Source organism: Mesorhizobium sp. M1328, from assembly GCF_040318075.1.
GTDB lineage: Bacteria > Pseudomonadota > Alphaproteobacteria > Rhizobiales > Rhizobiaceae > Mesorhizobium.
Window position 1 is genome coordinate 86605 of sequence record NZ_JAMYLO010000007.1, and the last position, 17202, is coordinate 103806.

At 63.9% G+C, this 17202-nt stretch carries 14 protein-coding genes and 1 tRNA gene; 9 read left to right on the forward strand and 6 right to left on the reverse strand.

Going from position 1 to position 17202, the window contains the following annotated elements; all coding sequences use genetic code 11:
* Positions 1–50: 50 nt before the first annotated feature.
* Entirely contained in the window at positions 51–281 is a 231-nt protein-coding gene (locus NKH23_RS15595) for an AbrB/MazE/SpoVT family DNA-binding domain-containing protein (protein WP_352501761.1), read from the forward strand.
* Complete coding sequence (locus NKH23_RS15600) at positions 278–664, forward strand: type II toxin-antitoxin system death-on-curing family toxin (RefSeq protein WP_352914485.1); 387 nt, start codon at positions 278–280, stop codon at positions 662–664. The genes NKH23_RS15595 and NKH23_RS15600 overlap by 4 nt, the downstream gene beginning before the upstream one ends.
* Here the strand turns inward: NKH23_RS15600 and NKH23_RS15605 are convergent.
* The gene (locus NKH23_RS15605; RefSeq protein ID WP_352468520.1) at positions 661–1134 is read right to left on the reverse strand and encodes a GreA/GreB family elongation factor; all 474 of its coding nucleotides are present in this window, start codon (positions 1132–1134) and stop codon (positions 661–663) included. The two genes, NKH23_RS15600 and NKH23_RS15605, sit on opposite strands and share 4 nt — an antisense overlap.
* 130 nt (positions 1135–1264) lie before the next feature.
* On the opposite strand from NKH23_RS15605, the gene NKH23_RS15610 reads away from it, so the two are divergent.
* The gene (locus NKH23_RS15610) at positions 1265–2641 is read left to right on the forward strand and encodes a TIGR03808 family TAT-translocated repetitive protein (protein WP_352914482.1); all 1377 of its coding nucleotides are present in this window, start codon (positions 1265–1267) and stop codon (positions 2639–2641) included.
* Here NKH23_RS15610 and NKH23_RS15615 read toward each other — a convergent pair.
* Positions 2634–3638, reverse strand: a complete 1005-nt coding sequence (locus tag NKH23_RS15615) for an asparaginase (RefSeq protein WP_352914479.1) — start codon at positions 3636–3638, stop codon at positions 2634–2636. The two genes, NKH23_RS15610 and NKH23_RS15615, sit on opposite strands and share 8 nt — an antisense overlap.
* Before the next feature lie 129 nt (positions 3639–3767).
* Positions 3768–4934 carry an acetyl-CoA acetyltransferase gene (locus NKH23_RS15620; protein ID WP_352914476.1) on the reverse strand — a complete coding sequence of 389 codons (1167 nt, stop codon included), beginning with the start codon at positions 4932–4934 and terminating at the stop codon, positions 3768–3770.
* 226 nt (positions 4935–5160) lie between these two features.
* Between NKH23_RS15620 and betI the strand changes: the two genes are divergently transcribed.
* Genes betI through betB form a run of 5 tightly spaced genes read left to right on the forward strand, consistent with a single transcriptional unit; the run spans position 5161 to position 11462 of the window.
* Positions 5161–5751, forward strand: a complete 591-nt coding sequence (gene betI / locus NKH23_RS15625) for a choline-binding transcriptional repressor BetI (RefSeq protein WP_352449081.1) — start codon at positions 5161–5163, stop codon at positions 5749–5751.
* Positions 5748–7277 (forward strand): choline-sulfatase, encoded by a 1530-nt coding sequence (betC, locus tag NKH23_RS15630; RefSeq protein ID WP_352914473.1) that lies wholly within the window; start codon positions 5748–5750, stop codon positions 7275–7277. Before betI ends, betC begins: the two co-directional genes overlap by 4 nt.
* On the forward strand, positions 7277–8284 hold the full coding sequence (locus NKH23_RS15635; protein WP_502912356.1) for a threonine/serine dehydratase family protein: 1008 nt from the start codon (positions 7277–7279) through the stop codon (positions 8282–8284). The genes betC and NKH23_RS15635 overlap by 1 nt, the downstream gene beginning before the upstream one ends.
* Before the next feature lie 3 nt (positions 8285–8287).
* On the forward strand, positions 8288–9940 hold the full coding sequence (betA, locus tag NKH23_RS15640) for a choline dehydrogenase (RefSeq protein ID WP_352914467.1): 1653 nt from the start codon (positions 8288–8290) through the stop codon (positions 9938–9940).
* A gap of 58 nt (positions 9941–9998) precedes the next feature.
* A complete protein-coding gene (gene betB / locus NKH23_RS15645; protein WP_352914465.1) occupies positions 9999–11462 on the forward strand; it encodes a betaine-aldehyde dehydrogenase in 1464 nt (487 codons plus the stop codon).
* On the opposite strand, the gene NKH23_RS15650 is transcribed toward betB, so the two are convergent.
* Together NKH23_RS15650 and NKH23_RS15655 are read right to left on the reverse strand one after the other, a co-directional pair.
* Positions 11426–13696 (reverse strand): AGE family epimerase/isomerase, encoded by a 2271-nt coding sequence (locus NKH23_RS15650; protein ID WP_352721228.1) that lies wholly within the window; start codon positions 13694–13696, stop codon positions 11426–11428. The genes betB and NKH23_RS15650 overlap by 37 nt on opposite strands.
* Positions 13697–13713: 17 nt before the next feature.
* Positions 13714–15228, reverse strand: coding sequence for a phosphomannomutase/phosphoglucomutase (locus tag NKH23_RS15655; protein WP_502908359.1), 1515 nt, complete (start codon positions 15226–15228; stop codon positions 13714–13716).
* Positions 15229–15434: 206 nt separating this feature from the next.
* On the opposite strand from NKH23_RS15655, the gene NKH23_RS15660 reads away from it, so the two are divergent.
* Positions 15435–15511: transfer RNA gene (locus NKH23_RS15660), tRNA-Pro, on the forward strand.
* A gap of 70 nt (positions 15512–15581) precedes the next feature.
* On the opposite strand, the gene NKH23_RS15665 is transcribed toward NKH23_RS15660, so the two are convergent.
* On the reverse strand, positions 15582–17201 hold the full coding sequence (locus tag NKH23_RS15665; protein WP_352914459.1) for an ABC transporter ATP-binding protein: 1620 nt from the start codon (positions 17199–17201) through the stop codon (positions 15582–15584).
* Position 17202 lies beyond the last annotated feature (1 nt).

The following is a 17202-nucleotide window of genomic DNA, read 5'->3' on the forward strand; positions in this document are numbered from 1 at the left end:
TGCAACGAAAACACGCTGAGTTATAATCGGCGTTGCAACAGGATGTCACCATGAACACGACCATTCGCAAGATCGGCAATTCCGAAGGCGTGATCCTGCCGAAGGAAATTCTCGATCGCATGAATCTGAAGGCGGGCGACAGCATCGTCATCGTTCAGGAAGGCGATGAGCTTCGCCTGCGCCGCACCGAGGACACTGCCGAAGAATTCGAGCGCAAGATGAAGATCGCGCGCGAGCGGATGAAAAAGTACGAGGTTGCTTACCGCGCGCTCGCAAAATGACCGAGCATCATTCGCGGGAGTTCGTGGAGGCGCTTCATGCCGAGCAGTTGCGCCTCCACGGCGGCGCAGCGGGCATCCGCGACGAAGGAATGCTGGAGTCGGCGCTCTACAGGCCGCAGCAGAGGGAAATCTATGGCGAGCCCGATCTCTGTGAGTTGGCGTCCGGCTACCTTTTCGGTATTGCCAAAAACCATCCATTCGTCGACGGCAATAAGCGTACTGCTTTCGCGGCGGCCGATCTGTTCCTTTATTTCAATGGCTTGAGCATCGAAGCCGAGCAGGCGGACATTATTCAACTGGTCATGATGGTCGCCGCCGGCGAAATCGACGAGGCTGGTGCCGCGGCGTTCTTCCGCGATCATGTGGTGAAGCTCGAAGACTAACTGTCGGAAAGCTTGACGATCTCCCATTCCTTGCCGTTGACTGCGGCAATTTCGCCGACCTTCTTGCCGAACAGCGCCATCGCCATCGGCGACATATGGGAAATTGTCCCCTTGGCGGGATTTGCCTCATCCTCGCCGACGATCTTCCAGTGCACCTTCTTGCCGTCGTCGCTTTCCAGGGTGACACCCATGCCGAAACGAACCAGGTCGCTACCCGGTTCCGGCACGGAGAGCTCGGCGCTTTCCCGCCTTGCCGTCCAATAGCGAAGATCGCGCGACACCAGCGCGATCCGCTCGCGGTCGGCCCTCTTTTCGGCTCTGCCCAGTTCGTCGCGCAGAGCGGCCACCTCCGCATCGATCAGCGCCAGGCCGCGTTCCGTCACCAGATTGCGGTGATGGCTGATCGGCCGCTCGCCGATGCCGGCGATGGCGTTTTCGCTGTCTTCCTCGCGGGTGAAGGCCCTGCTCATTTATCGAACTTATGCCTGACGCGACGACTCCACAAGCCGTAGCCGGCGAACCGACGTCGGGGCCGATCCGGCCGATCCTGTCTGGCACGAATCCTGCGGCGCGACCGTTGAACGCAAGGAATCTGTGCCGATGTTGAACAGACGAACGCTGCTTGCGCAGACCGCCGGCTTTGCCGTCATGGGGCTTTCGCTCGGCAAGGCAGCGGCGAAAAACCTGCCCGGCATCGAGAAAGCCGCGATGCGTAGCGCGATCAACGCAAGCGAGCTCGGCGTCCGGCCCGGCGCGCTTGACGACCAGAGCAAGGCCTTCACCAAGCTGCTGCGCGACGCGCACGACCGCGACATGCCGGTGTTCCTGCCGCCGGGGATCTATATCGTTTCCAACCTGTCGCTGCCCGGCCGCGTGCGCCTGTCCGGCGTGCCGGGCGCATCGCGGATCGTCTACGGCGGCAATGGCCATCTCATCATGGCCGAACAGGCCGAGCATATCGAACTCAGCGGGCTGGTGTTCGACGGCAGCAACCGCTGGATGGGCGACTACACGCATGGCCTGCTCGATCTGCGCCGCATCGCCCATCTGGTCGTCGACAACTGCCAGCTTACCGACAGCGGCAAGAACGGTCTGGCGCTCGAACACGCCTCGGGCCGCATCGAGCGCTCGGAGATATCCGGTGCGGCCGATGCCGGCATCTATTCGGTCGAGGCCGATGGCCTGGAAATATCAGGCAATAGCGTCTCCGACTGCGCCAATGGCGGCATCCTCGTGCACCGCTGGCAGGCGGCTGAAGACAACACCATCGTCAGCGGCAACCGGATCGAACGCATCCAGGCGCGCGGCGGCGGAACCGGCCAGAACGGCAATGGCATCAATGCCTTCCGCGCCGGCAATGTCATCATCTCCGGCAATATTGTTTCGGACTGCGCGTTTTCGGCGATCCGCGCCAACAGTGCCAGCAATTTGCAGATCACCGGCAATACCTGCTCGCGCTCGGGCGAAACGGCCGTGTATTCCGAATTCTCCTTTGAAGGTGCCGTCATCGGCAATAACATCGTCGATGGCGCTGCGAACGGTATTTCGATCGTCAATTTCAACGAAGGCGGCCGCATGGGCGTCTGCTCCGGCAACATCGTCCGCAATCTGTCGACCAGCGGTCCCTACCCTGCCGACGCGCCCGGCTTCGGCGTCGGCATCAGCGTCGAGGCAGACAGCACCGTTTCCGGTAATGTCGTCGAGAATGCGCCGCTCTACGGCATGCAGATCGGCTGGGGACCGTTCATGCGCAATGTGGTCGCCATGGGAAACATCATCCGCAAGGCGGGGACCGGTATCGTCGTCACCGTGGTCGAAGGTGCCGGAACGGCAATCATTTCCGACAATGTCATCGACGGGGTCCAGAACGGCGCGATCGTCGGCCAGCGCTGGGCCGAGCCGGTGACCGGCGACCTCGCCGCGTCAGGCAATGCCGGCTATGCGCATCTGACCGTCGAGCGCAACCACGTCAGTTGAGGGTGGCCGTCGGCCGGAGCGCGCCGACTTTGGCGCCGATCCGGCTTTCGATAGGCGGATTTGCCTGTTCGATCAGTTTCGCAGCGAGCGCGTGGTCGGCGTGCAAAAGCTTTGCCAGCACAGCCGCGACCATCACTTCAGCGGCGCGGCCGGCGCCATCGTCGCATTTCAGCGCGATGCCAAGGCCAAGCTCCGGAACGGCGGCGCAAAAAACACCTTCGGCGCCTCCCTTGACGAAAATCCGACCCGGGGCGGCCTCCATCATCGCGACGTCGGACCTGCCCGTGCCGGCGACGAAAAACGGCTCGGCCATGCAGGCAGAAAGCAGCCGCTTCGCCGCCCGGGCGCGCACCGGCTCGAAGCCGGCACCTGTCGCCATGCGGGCAAAGCTAAGGGCAAAGCTGCGCAACGGCACGGCATAGGTCGGAATCGAGCAGCCGTCGGTGCCGCGGTGATCGGCGTCATGGGCAGCGCCGGTCACCGCCTCCATCGCTTCGCGCACCATCTCCTGCGAAGCATGGCCAGCCTTGACGTAACCACGATGGGCGATGCCGCTGTGAACGCAGGTGCATAGGAAGCCTGAGTGCTTGCCGGAACAATTGTTGTGCAGCGCGTTCGGCACGCTGCCGGCGCGGGCAAGCGCCAGCGTCGCTCCATGGCTCGACGGCCAATGCGCGCCGCATTCGAGTGCCGCCTCGTCCAGGCCGGCCTTCGCCAGCATGGCCCGCGCGAGCTCGACATGTGGCGGCTCGCCGGAATGCGAGGCGCAGGCCAGCGCCAGCTCCCGGTCACCGAAGCCGTAGACATCGGCAGCGCCGCTCTCGACCAGCGGCAACGCCTGGATCGCCTTGACCGCCGAACGCGGGAACACCGGCTGTGCCGTGTCGCCGATCTCCCAGACAGGCTTGCCGTCAGCGTCGAAGACGGCAACAGCGCCGCGATGCGCGCTCTCGACGATTGCGCCGCGCAAGACTTCGACCAGAACCGGATTTGTCATGAATTCCCCGCTAGCGCATGATCTCGAAAATCGGAATCCATTTCGAAAAGGATCATGCGCAAAATCAAAGTGTTACAGCGTCCTTTGCGCTCCCGAACGGTCGCGCGGCGCTGTAATGCGGGGCCGCTTTTATCTGATCCGGTCGAGAATGGAAACGTAGTTGGCGACCGCGGCGCCGCCCATGTTGAAGATGCCGCCGAGCTTTGCTCCCGGCACCTGGATGCCGCCCGCCTCGCCGACGAGCTGCATGGCGCTCAGCACATGCATCGATACACCGGTGGCGCCGATCGGATGGCCCTTGGCCTTCAGCCCGCCCGACGGATTGACCGGCAGCCTTCCATCTTTCGCCGTCTCGCCATCCAAGGCCAGCTTGGCGCCCTCGCCCGGCTTTGCCAGGCCCATCGCCTCATACTCGATCAGTTCGGCGATGGTGAAACAGTCGTGCGTCTCGACGAAGGACAGGTCGCCGAGCGTCACGCCCGCCTTCTTCAACGCCTGGTTCCAGGCCTGCTCGCAGCCTTCGAAGGCGAGGATGTCGCGCTTCGACATCGGCAGGAAATCCTGCACATGCTCATTGGCGCGGAAAGCGACCGCGCGGCGCATCTTCAGCGCCGTGGCCGTATCGGCAAGGACAAGTGCGGCGGCGCCGTCCGACACCAGCGAGCAGTCTGTGCGCTTCAGCGGACCGGCGACGAAGGGGTTTTTTTCGCTTTCCTGCCGGCAGAACTCGTAGCCGAAATCCTTGCGCATCTGCGCGTAGGGATTGTCGACGCCGTTCTTGTGGTTCTTGGCGGCGATCGTCGCCAGCGCATCCGACTGGTCGCCGTAGCGCTGGAAATAGGCTTGGGCGATCTTGCCGAAGACGCCGGCGAAGCCTGCCGGCGTGTCACCGTCCTCCGGCAGATATGAGGCCTTGAGCAGGTTCTTGCCGATCTCGGGACCGGGCGTCGTCGTCATCTGCTCGGCGCCGACCACCAGCACGATACGGGCGGCATTGGCGTCGATGGCGCGGATGCCTTGCCTGACCGCCGCCGAGCCGGTGGCGCAGGCGTTCTCGACGCGGGTCGCCGGCTTGAAGCGCAGCCGGTCGTCGGCCTGGAGGACCAGGCTCGCGGTGAAATCCTGGGCGGAAAACCCGGCGTTGAAGTGGCCGAGCACGATCTCGTCGACGTCATCTGGACCGATGCCGGCATGGTCGAGCGCCTCGACTGCCACCTTGGTGATCAGGCCCTCCAGCGTCTCGCCTTCGAGCTTGCCGAAGCGCGAATGCGCCCAACCGACGATGCATGCTGTCATGGCGATCTCCATCCTGTGGACCTGGGCTACGCGATACTGCGGCGCGCCTCAGCATTGTTCAAGCATGAACCGTTCCGCCCGGCGTCGTGAAGGGGCCAGAACCGCACAATCGCTTGATCTTGATATCTGGTCATAGTGCCTGGCTTTTGCCAGCAAATCAGGCTGGATTTTTGTTGATTGATGCGTCAATAAAAAATAATCTTGCCATGACAAGACCGGAGCAAGAATGCCGAAACTCGGAATGGAGCCGTTGCGCCGCAGGGCGCTCATCGACGCAACGATCTCGGCGATCGGCGAGCGCGGTTCGCTTGATGTGACGATGTCGGAAATCGCCGGGCGCGCCGGCGTGTCCTCGGCGCTTGCCCACCATTATTTCGGCGCCAAGGACGAATTGCTGTTGGCGACGATGCGGCACATCCTGAGCGAGCTCACCGCCGATACACGCCGTGCACTTCGCGCGGCCGGCACGGCGCGCCAGCGCGTCTCGGCAGTGGTCGCGGTCAATTTCTCCGACATCCAGTTCCAGCCCGAAACGATCGCCGCCTGGCTCGCCTTCTACGTCGAGGCGCAGAAATCGGCAGCACTTCGCCGGCTGCTCAAGGTCTATGCGCGGCGGCTGCATTCCAATCTGCTCAGCGGGCTGGCCGGCATCCTGCCCAGAAGCGAGGCGGACCGGGTCGCCGAAGCGACGGCGGCGCTGATCGACGGGCTCTATATCAGGCGCGCGCTGAAGGACGGCGTCCCCGATGCCGCGACCGCGATTGCACTGGTCGAGGACTATCTCGAAACGAAGCTCAGCGGACGGCAGAAGCAGTGACATCCAAGCGACCCAACATCCTGATCGTGATGGTCGATCAGCTCAACGGAACGCTGTTTCCGGATGGGCTGGCGGACTTCCTGCACGCGCCGCATCTGAAGGCGCTGGCCACACGTTCGGCGCGTTTTTGCAACAATTACACCGCCTCGCCGCTCTGCGCGCCGGGCCGCGCCGCATTCATGAGCGGCCAGTTGCCGTCACGCACCGGGGTCTACGACAACGCCGCCGAATTCGCGTCTTCGATCCCGACATTTGCCCATCATCTGCGCGCTGCCGGCTATCACACCTGCCTCTCCGGCAAGATGCATTTCGTCGGCCCGGACCAATTGCACGGTTTCGAGGAGCGGCTGACCACCGACATCTATCCGGCCGATTTCGGCTGGACGCCGGACTATCGCAAGCCCGGCGAGCGGATCGACTGGTGGTATCACAATCTCGGCTCGGTGAGCGGCGCCGGTACTGCCGAGATCACGAACCAGCTGGAATATGACGACGAGGTCGCCTTCCATGCGGTGCAGAAGCTTTACGATTTTGCCCGCGTCTCGGACGATGCCGCACATCGGCCCTGGTGCTTGACGGTTTCCTTCACCCATCCGCACGATCCTTACGTCGCACGCCGGCGCTACTGGGACCTCTACGAGGATTGCCCGGCGCTCGAGCCTGAGGTCGGCTTCATTCCTTACGACAGGCAGGACCCGCATTCGCAGCGGCTCTACCGCGCCAGCGACTATGATAGGTTCGACATCACCACTGAGCAGATACGCCGCGCGCGGCGCGGCTATTTCGCCAATGTCTCCTATCTCGACGACAAGCTCGGCGAGCTGCTGTCGGTGCTCGAGCGCACGCGCATGCTCGACGACACGATCATCCTGTTCTGCTCGGACCATGGCGACATGCTCGGCGAGCGCGGGCTGTGGTTCAAGATGTGCTTTTTCGAGGGTTCGGCGCGGGTGCCGCTGATGATCGCCGGCAAGAGCATACACGCCGGGCTGATCGAGACGCCGGTTTCCAATCTCGACGTGACGCCGACGCTTTGCGATCTCGCCGGCATCGACATCAGCGCGATTGCGCCGTGGACCGACGGCCAGTCGCTGCTGCCGCTGCTAAACGGAAAGAAACGCTCCGCGCCGGTGCTGATGGAATATGCGGCCGAAGGCTCCAATGCGCCGATGGTGGCGATGCGCGGGGGCCGCTACAAATTCATCCATTGCGAGATCGACCCGCCGCAACTGTTTGATCTTGAATCGGATCCGCGGGAATTGACCAACCTCGCCGCCGATCCGGCCAATGCGGCTTTGGTGGCCGCTTTCACCGACAAGGTGCGGGAGCGCTGGGACATGGCGGCGTTCGATGCCGCGGTGCGTGCCAGCCAGGCACGCCGCTGGGTGGTCTACCCGGCGCTGCGCAACGGCACCCATTATCCCTGGGAGTTCCAGCCGCTGCAGAAGGCGTCGGAACGCTACATGCGCAATCACATGAACCTCGACCTGCTCGAAGAGCAGAAGCGCTTTCCCCGAGGCGAATGATGGCAGACAGTCTCGTCCCCTCTGTCGACCATCTCAGGCAGGCCTATGCCGTCACCTCCAAGGCGACGCAGATCACGCCGCTGCTGGAATGGGCGGCACTCGCCCGCGAGACCGGCGCCGAACGCGTCTTCGTCAAGGCCGAGTCGCTGCAATGGGCCGGATCGTTCAAGGTGCGCGGCGCCTATTGGCGGCTGAAGCGGCTGTCGCCCGACGAAGCCAAAATGGGCGTCGTCGCCTATTCCTCCGGCAATTTCGCGCAAGGGCTGGCGGCGGCAGGCCAAGCGCTTGGCATTCCCGTCACCATCGTCATGCCGATCGACGCGCCTGCCGCCAAACGCGATGCCACGTCGGGCTACGGCGCCCGTGTCGTGCTGACCGACCATGGCGAGCGCGCGCGTGAGGAAGTCGCTGCCGCGAAGGCGCGCGAGATCGCCGCGAGCGAAGGCCTGGCGCTGCTGCACCCGTTCGACGATCCGGAGATCGTCGCCGGCCAGGCCGGTGCCGGGCTGGAGGCACTCGACCAGCTCGCCGCCAAGCAAGCCGAGGCCAATCTCTTGTTCTGCTCGGTCGGCGGCGGCGGCCTGATCGGCGGTGTTTCGCTGGCCTTCCACTACCTGTCGCCAGCCACGAAGATCATCGGCGTGGAGCCGGAAGGTTTTGACGGCATGGGCTCGTCGTTGGCGCATGGCGCCATCGAAACCATGCCGATCGGGCCGAAATCGATCTGCGACGGGCTGATGTCGCGGCGGCCCGGCGACGCGCCGTTCGCAGCGGTGAAGGCCGCCGGCGTTCGCGGCGTCACCGTCGACGATGCTTCGGTGCGGCGCGCCATGCGCATCGCCTTCGAGCGGATGAAGCTGGTGCTCGAACCATCCGGCGCTGCTTCGCTGGCGGCGTTGCTCGGCGGCAAGGTCGACGTGACCGGCAAGACCGTTCTCGTAATGGCAACCGGCGGCAACGTCTCGCTGGCCGATTTCATTGCCCATATGAACCATGGACGCGCATGAACTATGCTTGAAGCGGATTTCGTCATTATCGGCTCCGGCTCGGCCGGTTCGGCCATGGCCTACCGGCTGTCGGAGGACGGCAAGCATTCGGTGATCGTCATCGAATATGGCGGCAGCGATATCGGGCCGCTAATCCAGATGCCGTCGGCGCTGTCGATCCCGCTCAATATGAGCCTCTACGACTGGGGCTTTGTCAGCGAGCCGGAGCCGCACCTCGGCGGCCGCGTGCTGGCGACGCCGCGCGGCAAGGTGATCGGCGGCTCGTCGTCGATCAACGGCATGGTCTATGTGCGCGGCCATGCCCGCGACTTCGACCACTGGGCCGAACAGGGCGCGGCCGGCTGGGGCTTTGCCGACGTGCTCCCCTATTTCAAGCGCATGGAGGACAGCGCAGGCGGCGAGGATGGCTGGCGCGGCCATGGCGGCCCGCTTACTGTGCAGCGCGGCTCGAGAACGAACCCACTCTATGGCGCCTTCGTCGAGGCAGGCCGTCAGGCCGGCTTCGAGCTGACCGACGACTATAACGGCGCGAAGCAGGAAGGCTTTGGGCCGATGGAGCAGACCATCCGCGGCGGCCGTCGCTGGTCGGCCGCGAGCGCCTATCTGAGGCCGGCGCTGAGGCGGAAAAATGTCAGCCTGGTCAAGGGTTTCGCCCGGCGGGTAATCATCGAGAATCAACGCGCCACCGGCGTCGAGATCGAAGTGCGCAAACGGATTCAGGCGGTCAGAGCGCGGCGCGAGGTGATCGTTGCCGCGTCCTCGATCAACTCGCCCAAGATCCTGATGCTGTCCGGCATCGGCCCCGGCCAGCACCTTAGGGAGAACGGCATTCCGGTGATCGCTGACCGGCCTGGAGTCGGTCGCAATCTGCAGGACCATATGGAACTCTACATCCAGCAGGAATCGACAAAGCCGATCACGCTGAACTCCGTCTTGAACCCGTTCTCGAAGGCGCTGATCGGGGCACAATGGCTGTTCTTCAAATCCGGCCTCGGTGCCACCAATCATTTCGAGGCGGCCGCCTTCGTGCGCTCGGGCGCCGGCGTCGACTATCCCGATATCCAGTATCACTTCATCCCGGCCGCGGTCCGCTATGACGGCAAGGCGGCGGCCAAGGCGCATGGTTTCCAGGCGCATGTCGGGCCGATGCGGTCGAAGTCGCGCGGTTCGGTCACGCTGCGCTCGCCCGATCCCAAGTCGAAGCCGGTGATCCGCTTCAACTACATGTCGCATCCGGATGACTGGACGGAGTTCCGCCACTGCATCCGGCTGACCCGCGAGATCTTCGGGCAAGCGGCCTTCGATCCCTACCGCGGCAAGGAACTGTCGCCGGGCTCGCATGTGCAATCGGATGAGGAGCTCGACGCCTTCATTCGCGACCACGCCGAAAGCGCCTACCACCCTTGCGGCACCTGCAAGATGGGCCGTGCCGATGATGCGATGAGCGTCGTCGATCCGGAATGCCGCGTCATTGGCGTCGAAGGGCTGCGGGTCGCCGATTCCTCGATCTTTCCACGCGTCACCAACGGCAATCTCAACGCGCCGTCGATCATGACCGGCGAGAAGGCCGCCGACCACATTCTCGGGCGTACGCCGCTGCCACCGTCCAACCAGGAACCATGGATCAATCCGCGCTGGCAGGCGTCGGACAGATAGGCCATGATCCGGCGGACGCATATTCCGATGCCGCGAAAAGACGATTTGGAGAACAGTCATGCGCGCCCAGCCAACGGCATCGCATTATGTCAACGGCCGCTATATCGACGACGAGCGCGGCGCGCCGCTGCAGGTAATCTATCCTGCAACCGGCGAGACCATCGCCATGCTGCGCTCGGCGACGCCGAACGTGCTGGAGCTCGCGATCGAGGCGGCGCGTGTGGCACAACCGGCCTGGGCGCGGCTGAAGCCGGTCGAACGCGGCCGCATCCTGCGCCGCGCCGCCGACATCTTGCGCGCGCGCAATGCCGATCTGGCGCGCATCGAGACGCTGGATACCGGTAAGCCTATCCAGGAGACGCTGGTTGCGGACGCCCCGTCGGCGGCCGACTGCCTGGAATATTTCGGCGGCGCGGTCGCCGCCTTTAATGGCGAGGCCGTCGATCTCGGCGGACCCTTTGCCTATACCAGGCGCGAGGCGCTCGGCGTCTGCGTCGGCATCGGCGCCTGGAATTACCCGATCCAGATCGCCGGCTGGAAATCCGCACCGGCGCTCGCCATGGGCAATGCGATGGTGTTCAAGCCGTCGGAAAACACGCCGCTTTCAGCACTGGCGCTCGCCGAAATCTATACCGAGGCCGGCCTGCCCGACGGCCTGTTCAACGTCGTGCAAGGTTTTGGCGATGTCGGCGCCGGCCTTGTCGGCCATGAGGTCGTCGCCAAGGTCTCGGTGACCGGCTCCGTGCCGACCGGCCGCAAGGTGCTGTCGCTCGCCGGCTCGAAGATGAAGCACGCGACGATGGAGCTCGGCGGCAAGTCGCCGCTGATCGTCTTCGAAGACGCCAACCTCGAAAACGCCATCGGCGGCGCGATGCTCGGCAATTTCTATTCGACCGGCCAGATCTGCTCCAATGGCACGCGGGTGTTCGTGCAGAGCAGCATCCATGACCGTTTCGTCGAGAGGCTGACCGAGCGGACCAAGAAAATCCGCATCGGCGATCCGCTCGATCCGGACACGCAGATGGGGCCGCTGGTCTCCAAGGCGCAGCATGACAAGGTGGTCTCTTACATCGAAGCGGGCAAACAGGATGGCGCGGTGCTCGCCTGCGGCGGCAACGTGCCGGCGTTGCAGGGCTTCCAGGGCGGCTTCTTCGTCGAGCCGACGGTGTTCACCGGTGTCGCAGACACGATGCGCATCGCCCGCGAGGAGATTTTCGGGCCAGTCATGAGCGTGCTGAAATTCGACAGCGAGGACGAGGTAGTCGAGCGCGCCAACGACACCGAATTCGGCCTCGCCGCCGGCGTGTTCACGCGCGACCTGCAGCGCGCCCACCGCGTCATCGCCGAATTGCAGGCCGGTACCTGCTGGATCAACGCTTACAATCTGACGCCGGTCGAAATCCCCTTTGGCGGCTTCAAGCAGTCCGGCATCGGCCGCGAGAATTCGCTCGCGGCACTGGCACTCTATTCGCAGCTGAAGTCGGTCTATGTCGAGACGGGGGACGTCGCCAGCCCATACTGATCCTTGCGGGCGGTGCCGTCCAGATACTGCGTCAGCGCGCAGACGAGATGATAGAAGATGCTGGCCGGCACCTCGCTTGCCAGCGAGCGGCCACGCTCGTCGATGCGGTCGATCCACAGGCCGAGCGGTGCCGGATTGATGTGCCAGCGGAACAGCCGGCCGACACGCGCCTCGATTTCCGGCTTCAGGTCGGGACCGCCCGAACCATCCAGCGCGATCGCCGCCTTGATCGCTTCGGCCTGCGGCCAACTGCGCGAGACGCGGTCGAGCGGCAGCCCTTGCCGCGAGACCGCGCCGTAGGCGAGGCCTGTGGCGCGGTTGAGGCCATTGGCAATTGCCGACGCGTAAAGCTTCCGGGCAAGGCCGGTCAAGCCGCTCTGGCCGCTGCGCCCGGCGAAGTCGACCAGCAGCGAGGCCCATTCGAAATGATGGCCGGGTTCGGTCCACGTGCCCTTCTCGCCAGGGGCCGGCCGCCATTCATTGTCGAAATACTCACCCAGCGTCCAGCTTTCCGGGTCGAAGAAATGGCTGCGAAACAGATCGACGATGCGCGCGGCGCGGCGAAGATAGGCGCGCTCGCCCGTCGCCTGATGCCAGGCCAGGAATGCCTCGAGCAGATGCATGTGCGGGTTGGAGCGGCGCTCGCCCTCGCCGCTCGAGGTCTCGCGGAAGCCGGTCAGGCGTTCGTCCTCGAGATGCGCGTCGATGAACGCAAAGGTCTCCTCGCCAAGCCGCAACGCATCGGGATTGCCGCACATATGGGCATGCGCCAGCGCCAGGAGCACGCAGGAATGGTCATAGGCATCCTCGGCGGCGTCGGCGACAGTGCCGTCGATGTTGAGCGTGCGTACCCAGCCGCCATTGTCGGTGCGGCCGTGCCTGGCCATGAATTCGAGGCCGTGGCTGATCAGCCGATCGGCCGGGCCGTTCCAGCCGCGCGCCTTGGCGACCGCGAAGGCGTAAATCTGCCTGGCCTGAGTGCGCATGCGTTTTGGTTTCATCAGCGGGGCGGCATCGAAACCGAGCGCCTCGTGGAACCCGCCATGGCGCTCGTCGACGCCGACCGTCGACCATAACGGCACCGTCTCCTCGAACAGCCAATGGTGAACGCGGCGCTGCCAGGCGCCGCTTTCGATGACTCGATCGTCGGCGGGCGTGAACCTGGTCTCCAGGCGACCGCTCTTTTCGAGCTGCTCGACGATCTTCTTGACGTTCTGGCTGTGGCTGACCGGAGCGACGAAAGTGGCGTCGGCGGTCGACACGATGGCGACGTCCTTCAGGCCTATGGCCGACAGCAGGCGGCCGTCGCTGCGGATATAGGAGTTCTCGCAATCGATGGCGACGACGTCGCCGACGATGACATTGCCCTGGGTGTCGGAGGGGCCGACGTCGAGCAGCGATTGCCAGGAGCCGAGATCGTTCCAGCGAAAGCCGGCCGGCACCATGGCGATGCCGCTGGCGCGCTCCATGATCGCATAGTCGATCGATGTCGATGGGATGGCGGCATAGAGCTCCAGAGGCATGTAGAGGCCGGAAAGGTCCGATGTCGCAGCTTGGTAGGCAGCCTCTGTGGCGCTCCAGATGTCTGGCTGGAAAGCCATGAACGCGTCGCGCATGGCACTGGCGCGAAACAGGAAGATGCCGGTGTTCCAGTAGAAATTGCCGGCCTCGAGATAGCTCTGCGCGGTGGCGAGATCGGGTTTTTCGACGAAACGCGAGACATCGCAGATACCATCGCGCTCGCCGGCCACCTCGATGTAGCCATACCCGGTCTCGGGTTGGGCGGGCTTGATGCCGAACACCACCAGCCTGCCTTCGCGCGCCGCCGCCGTGCCGGCCTCGACGCTCCGCCAGAATTGCTGCGCGGTCGCAATCTCATGGTCGGACGGCACCACCAGCACCAGGCTGTCGCCGAATTCCGACAAGGTGCGCAGGCTTGCCAAAGCGACGGCCGCGGCAGTGTTGCGCCCGGTCGGCTCGAACAGCGGGCCGCCGCCGGAAAGCTCGTGACCAGCAATGTCGGCATGAACGCGGTCGGCATGCCTTTCCGACGCAATCAGGAAAACCGGCGTTTCGCCCTCCGGCCGCGCGGTCAGCCGCCGCAGCGTCTTGGCCAGCATCGAGCCGTCGCCGGAGAAATCATGGAACTGCTTGGGATTGTCCTCGCGCGACAGCGGCCACAGCCGCGAGCCGACGCCGCCGCTCATCACAAAACTGACGATCCGTTCGGTCATGAAAACAAGCCCCGCGTTCAAAAGGTCTGATTGTAGGCGCCGACTTCCGGGCTGCGGCGCAGCACCGCGTCGACGGCTTCGAACATCTGCCGCCGCCGCTCGGACGATACCGGGCTTTCGACCACCACCACAAGCTCCGGCTTGTTCGATGATGCCCGCACCAGCCCCCAGGTACTATCCTCCGCCACGACCCTGACGCCGTTGACGGTGATCAGTTCGGCTATCTTCTGGCCGGCGAAGACCGCGCCCTCGTCCTTCATCTTGCGAAAGTCGCCTACGACGCGCTCGACGACGCCGTATTTGAGCTCGTCGGCGCAGTGTGGCGACATGGTCGGCGTGCCGAAGGTTAGCGGCAGATCGCGATAGAGGTCGGCCATGCTGCTTTGCGGGCTGCGATCCAGCATCTGGCATATGGTGATGGCCGTTACCAGGCCATCGTCATAGCCGCGGCCGATCGGCGGATTGAAGAAGAAATGGCCCGATTTTTCGAAACCGGCGGCGGCGCCGAGTTCGGCGACGCGCCGTTTGATATAGGAGTGACCGGTTTTCCAATAGTCGGTGACCGCGCCATTTTCCCGCAACACCTTGTCAGTCATGAACAATCCGGTCGACTTGACGTCGACGACGAAAGTCGAGCCTGGGTAGAGGTGCGAGATGTCGCGCGCCAGCATGACGCCGACCTTGTCGGCGAAGATCTCGTTGCCTTCATTGTCGACCACGCCGCAGCGATCGCCGTCGCCGTCGAAACCGAGCCCGACATCGGCGCCCGTTTCCAGCACCTTGTCGCGAATGGCGTGCAGCATCTGCATGTCTTCGGGGTTGGGATTGTAATTGGGAAACGTATGATCGAGCTCGACGTCGAGCGGGATCACCTCGCAGCCGATCCTTTCCAGTGCCTCGGGAGCGAAAGCCCCGGCGGTGCCGTTGCCGCAGGCGGCCACCACCTTGAGCTTCCTCGAGATACGCTTTCCCGCTGTCAGATCGTCAAGGTAGGTTTTGCGGAAATCCGCAACGAAGTCATAGGAGCCACCACCGACAAGGTCGAAATCGCCTGAGAGCACTATCGCCTTCAACGCGCTCATCTCCTCCGGACCAAAAGTCAGCGGGCGCGCCGCGCCCATCTTGACGCCGGTCCAGCCATTCTCGTTGTGCGAGGCAGTGACCATGGCGACGGAGGGCGTGTCGAGCGCGAACTGGGCGAAATAAGCCATCGGCGACAGGGCAAGCCCGACATCCTTGACCCGTGCGCCGGCCGCCATCAGCCCGGAAACCAATGCCAGCTTGATGGCAAGCGAATAAGAGCGGAAATCGTGACCGGTGACGATGTCGGGTCCGGCACCCAGGCGGCGGATCAGCGTGCCGAGCCCCATGCCGAGCGCCTGGACGCCGATCAGATTGAGTTCCGGCGGCTCGTTCGAGCCGGGATGGCCGAACCACCAGCGCGCATCATATTCGCGAAACCCGGACGGCTTGATCAGCGCCGAGGTTTCAAACTCAAAAGTGTTTGGTCTGACATCGCTAACGATCTTCATCGACAAGGCTGCAAACTCCAGGCGGCTGAATCAGGTGCTTCGAGGCAAGTGGACGATTACCCAGAAGCCCCTTTAAGCCGTGTTTGTGCGACAGGAAACTGAAACCTGTATGACGTGGCGGCTAAAGCGAAAGAAATGCGACCGAAGCGCTGCCATTGGCGCTTGCAGTAACCAAACGCGGCGGCTATAAGCCCGCGGTCTGGTCACGGAGTGTAGCGCAGCCTGGTAGCGCACATCGTTCGGGACGATGGGGTCGCAGGTTCAAATCCTGCCACTCCGACCAGAAAAAACAGCGGCTTAGCTGTTCTTGTTCCCGAAACGACCACCATCCGCCGCAGTTCTGACCAATCGCGCTATGCGCTCAGGCGAAATCGCGTCACGTCGATGGCCGCGGCCATCAGCGTCTGTGTGTAGGTGGCCTGCGGGTTGCTGAAGATCGCCTCGGCCGGTCCCTCCTCGACGATCTTGCCCTGCTTCATGACGATAATGTAGTCGGCCATGGCGCGCACGACGGCGAGATCGTGGCTGATGAACAGATAGGACAGCTCGTGGTCGGCTTGCAGCTTGCGCAGCAATTCGACGATCTGCTTCTGCACCGAGCGGTCCAGCGCCGAGGTCGGCTCGTCCAGCACCACCACTTTCGGCTTGAGGATCATGGCGCGCGCAATGGCGATGCGCTGCCGCTGGCCGCCGGAGAATTCATGCGGATAGCGGTTGCGCGTATTGGGGTCGAGCCCGACTTCGAGCAAGGCGTCGACGGCGCGGAGATCGCGCTGCCTGCCCGACAGATTGGGCTCGTGGACCAGGAGCCCCTCGGTGATGATCTGGCCGACGGTCATGCGTGGCGATAGCGAGCCGAATGGATCCTGGAAAACCAGCTGCAATTCGCGCCGCAGCGGCCGCATCGCCTGCCGGTCGGCGTGGGAAATGTCGCGGTCGCCAAGCCGGATGATGCCGTCGCTGGGCAGGAGCCGCAGCAAGGCGCGGCCGAGCGTCGATTTTCCCGAGCCGGATTCGCCGACGATGCCGATGGTCTGGTTACGCCTCAGCTGGATCGAAATGCGATCGACAGCGCGCAATATCAGCGGTTCTCCGCCAAGAAATCCGCCGCCGATCTTGAAGGTCACCTCGACGTTCCTGCCTTCAAGCAGGACAGGGGCATTCGGAGGCGGCGGCGCCTTGGTGCCGGTCGGTTCGGCGGCGAGCAGCATCTTGGTATAGGCGTGCTGCGGGTTGGCGAAGATCGCTTCCGCCTCGCCCTCCTCGACGACCTCGCCATAGCGCATCACATAGACCCGATCGGCAAAGCGCCTGACGATGCCGAGATCGTGAGTGATGAAGACGATCGCCATGCCGAGCTTACGCTGCAGTTCGGCGAGCAGCATGAGGATCTGCGCCTGGATGGTCACGTCGAGCGCGGTCGTCGGCTCGTCAGCGATCAGTATGTCGGGGTCGTTGGCCAGCGCCATGGCGATCATGACGCGCTGGCGCTGACCGCCCGACAACTCGTGCGGATAGGAGTTCATCCGCCGCTCCGGATCGGGAATATGGACCAGCCGCAGCAACTTGAGCGCCTCCTCGCGTGCTTCGGCGGCGCCAAGTCCACGATGCTTGCGGATCGGTTCAATCAACTGGTTGCCGATCGAATAGAGCGGGTCGAGCGAAGTCATCGGCTCCTGGAAGATCATGCTGATCTTGCGGCCGCGGATCTTGTTGAGCTCGGGCTTGCTCAAGGTCAAAAGATTGCGGCCGCGATAATCGACGGTGCCGGTGGCTTCGCCGTTCGAGGCGAGCAGGCTCATCGCCGCCATCATCGTCTGGCTCTTGCCGGAACCGGATTCGCCGACGACGGCGACGGTTTCGCCTGATTTGACGTGGATGTTGATGCCCTTCACCGCCTCCACCACACCGTCGAGGGTGCGGAAGCGGACGCGAAGGTCCTTGACGCTGAGGATGGTTTCGGAAGCAGCCATC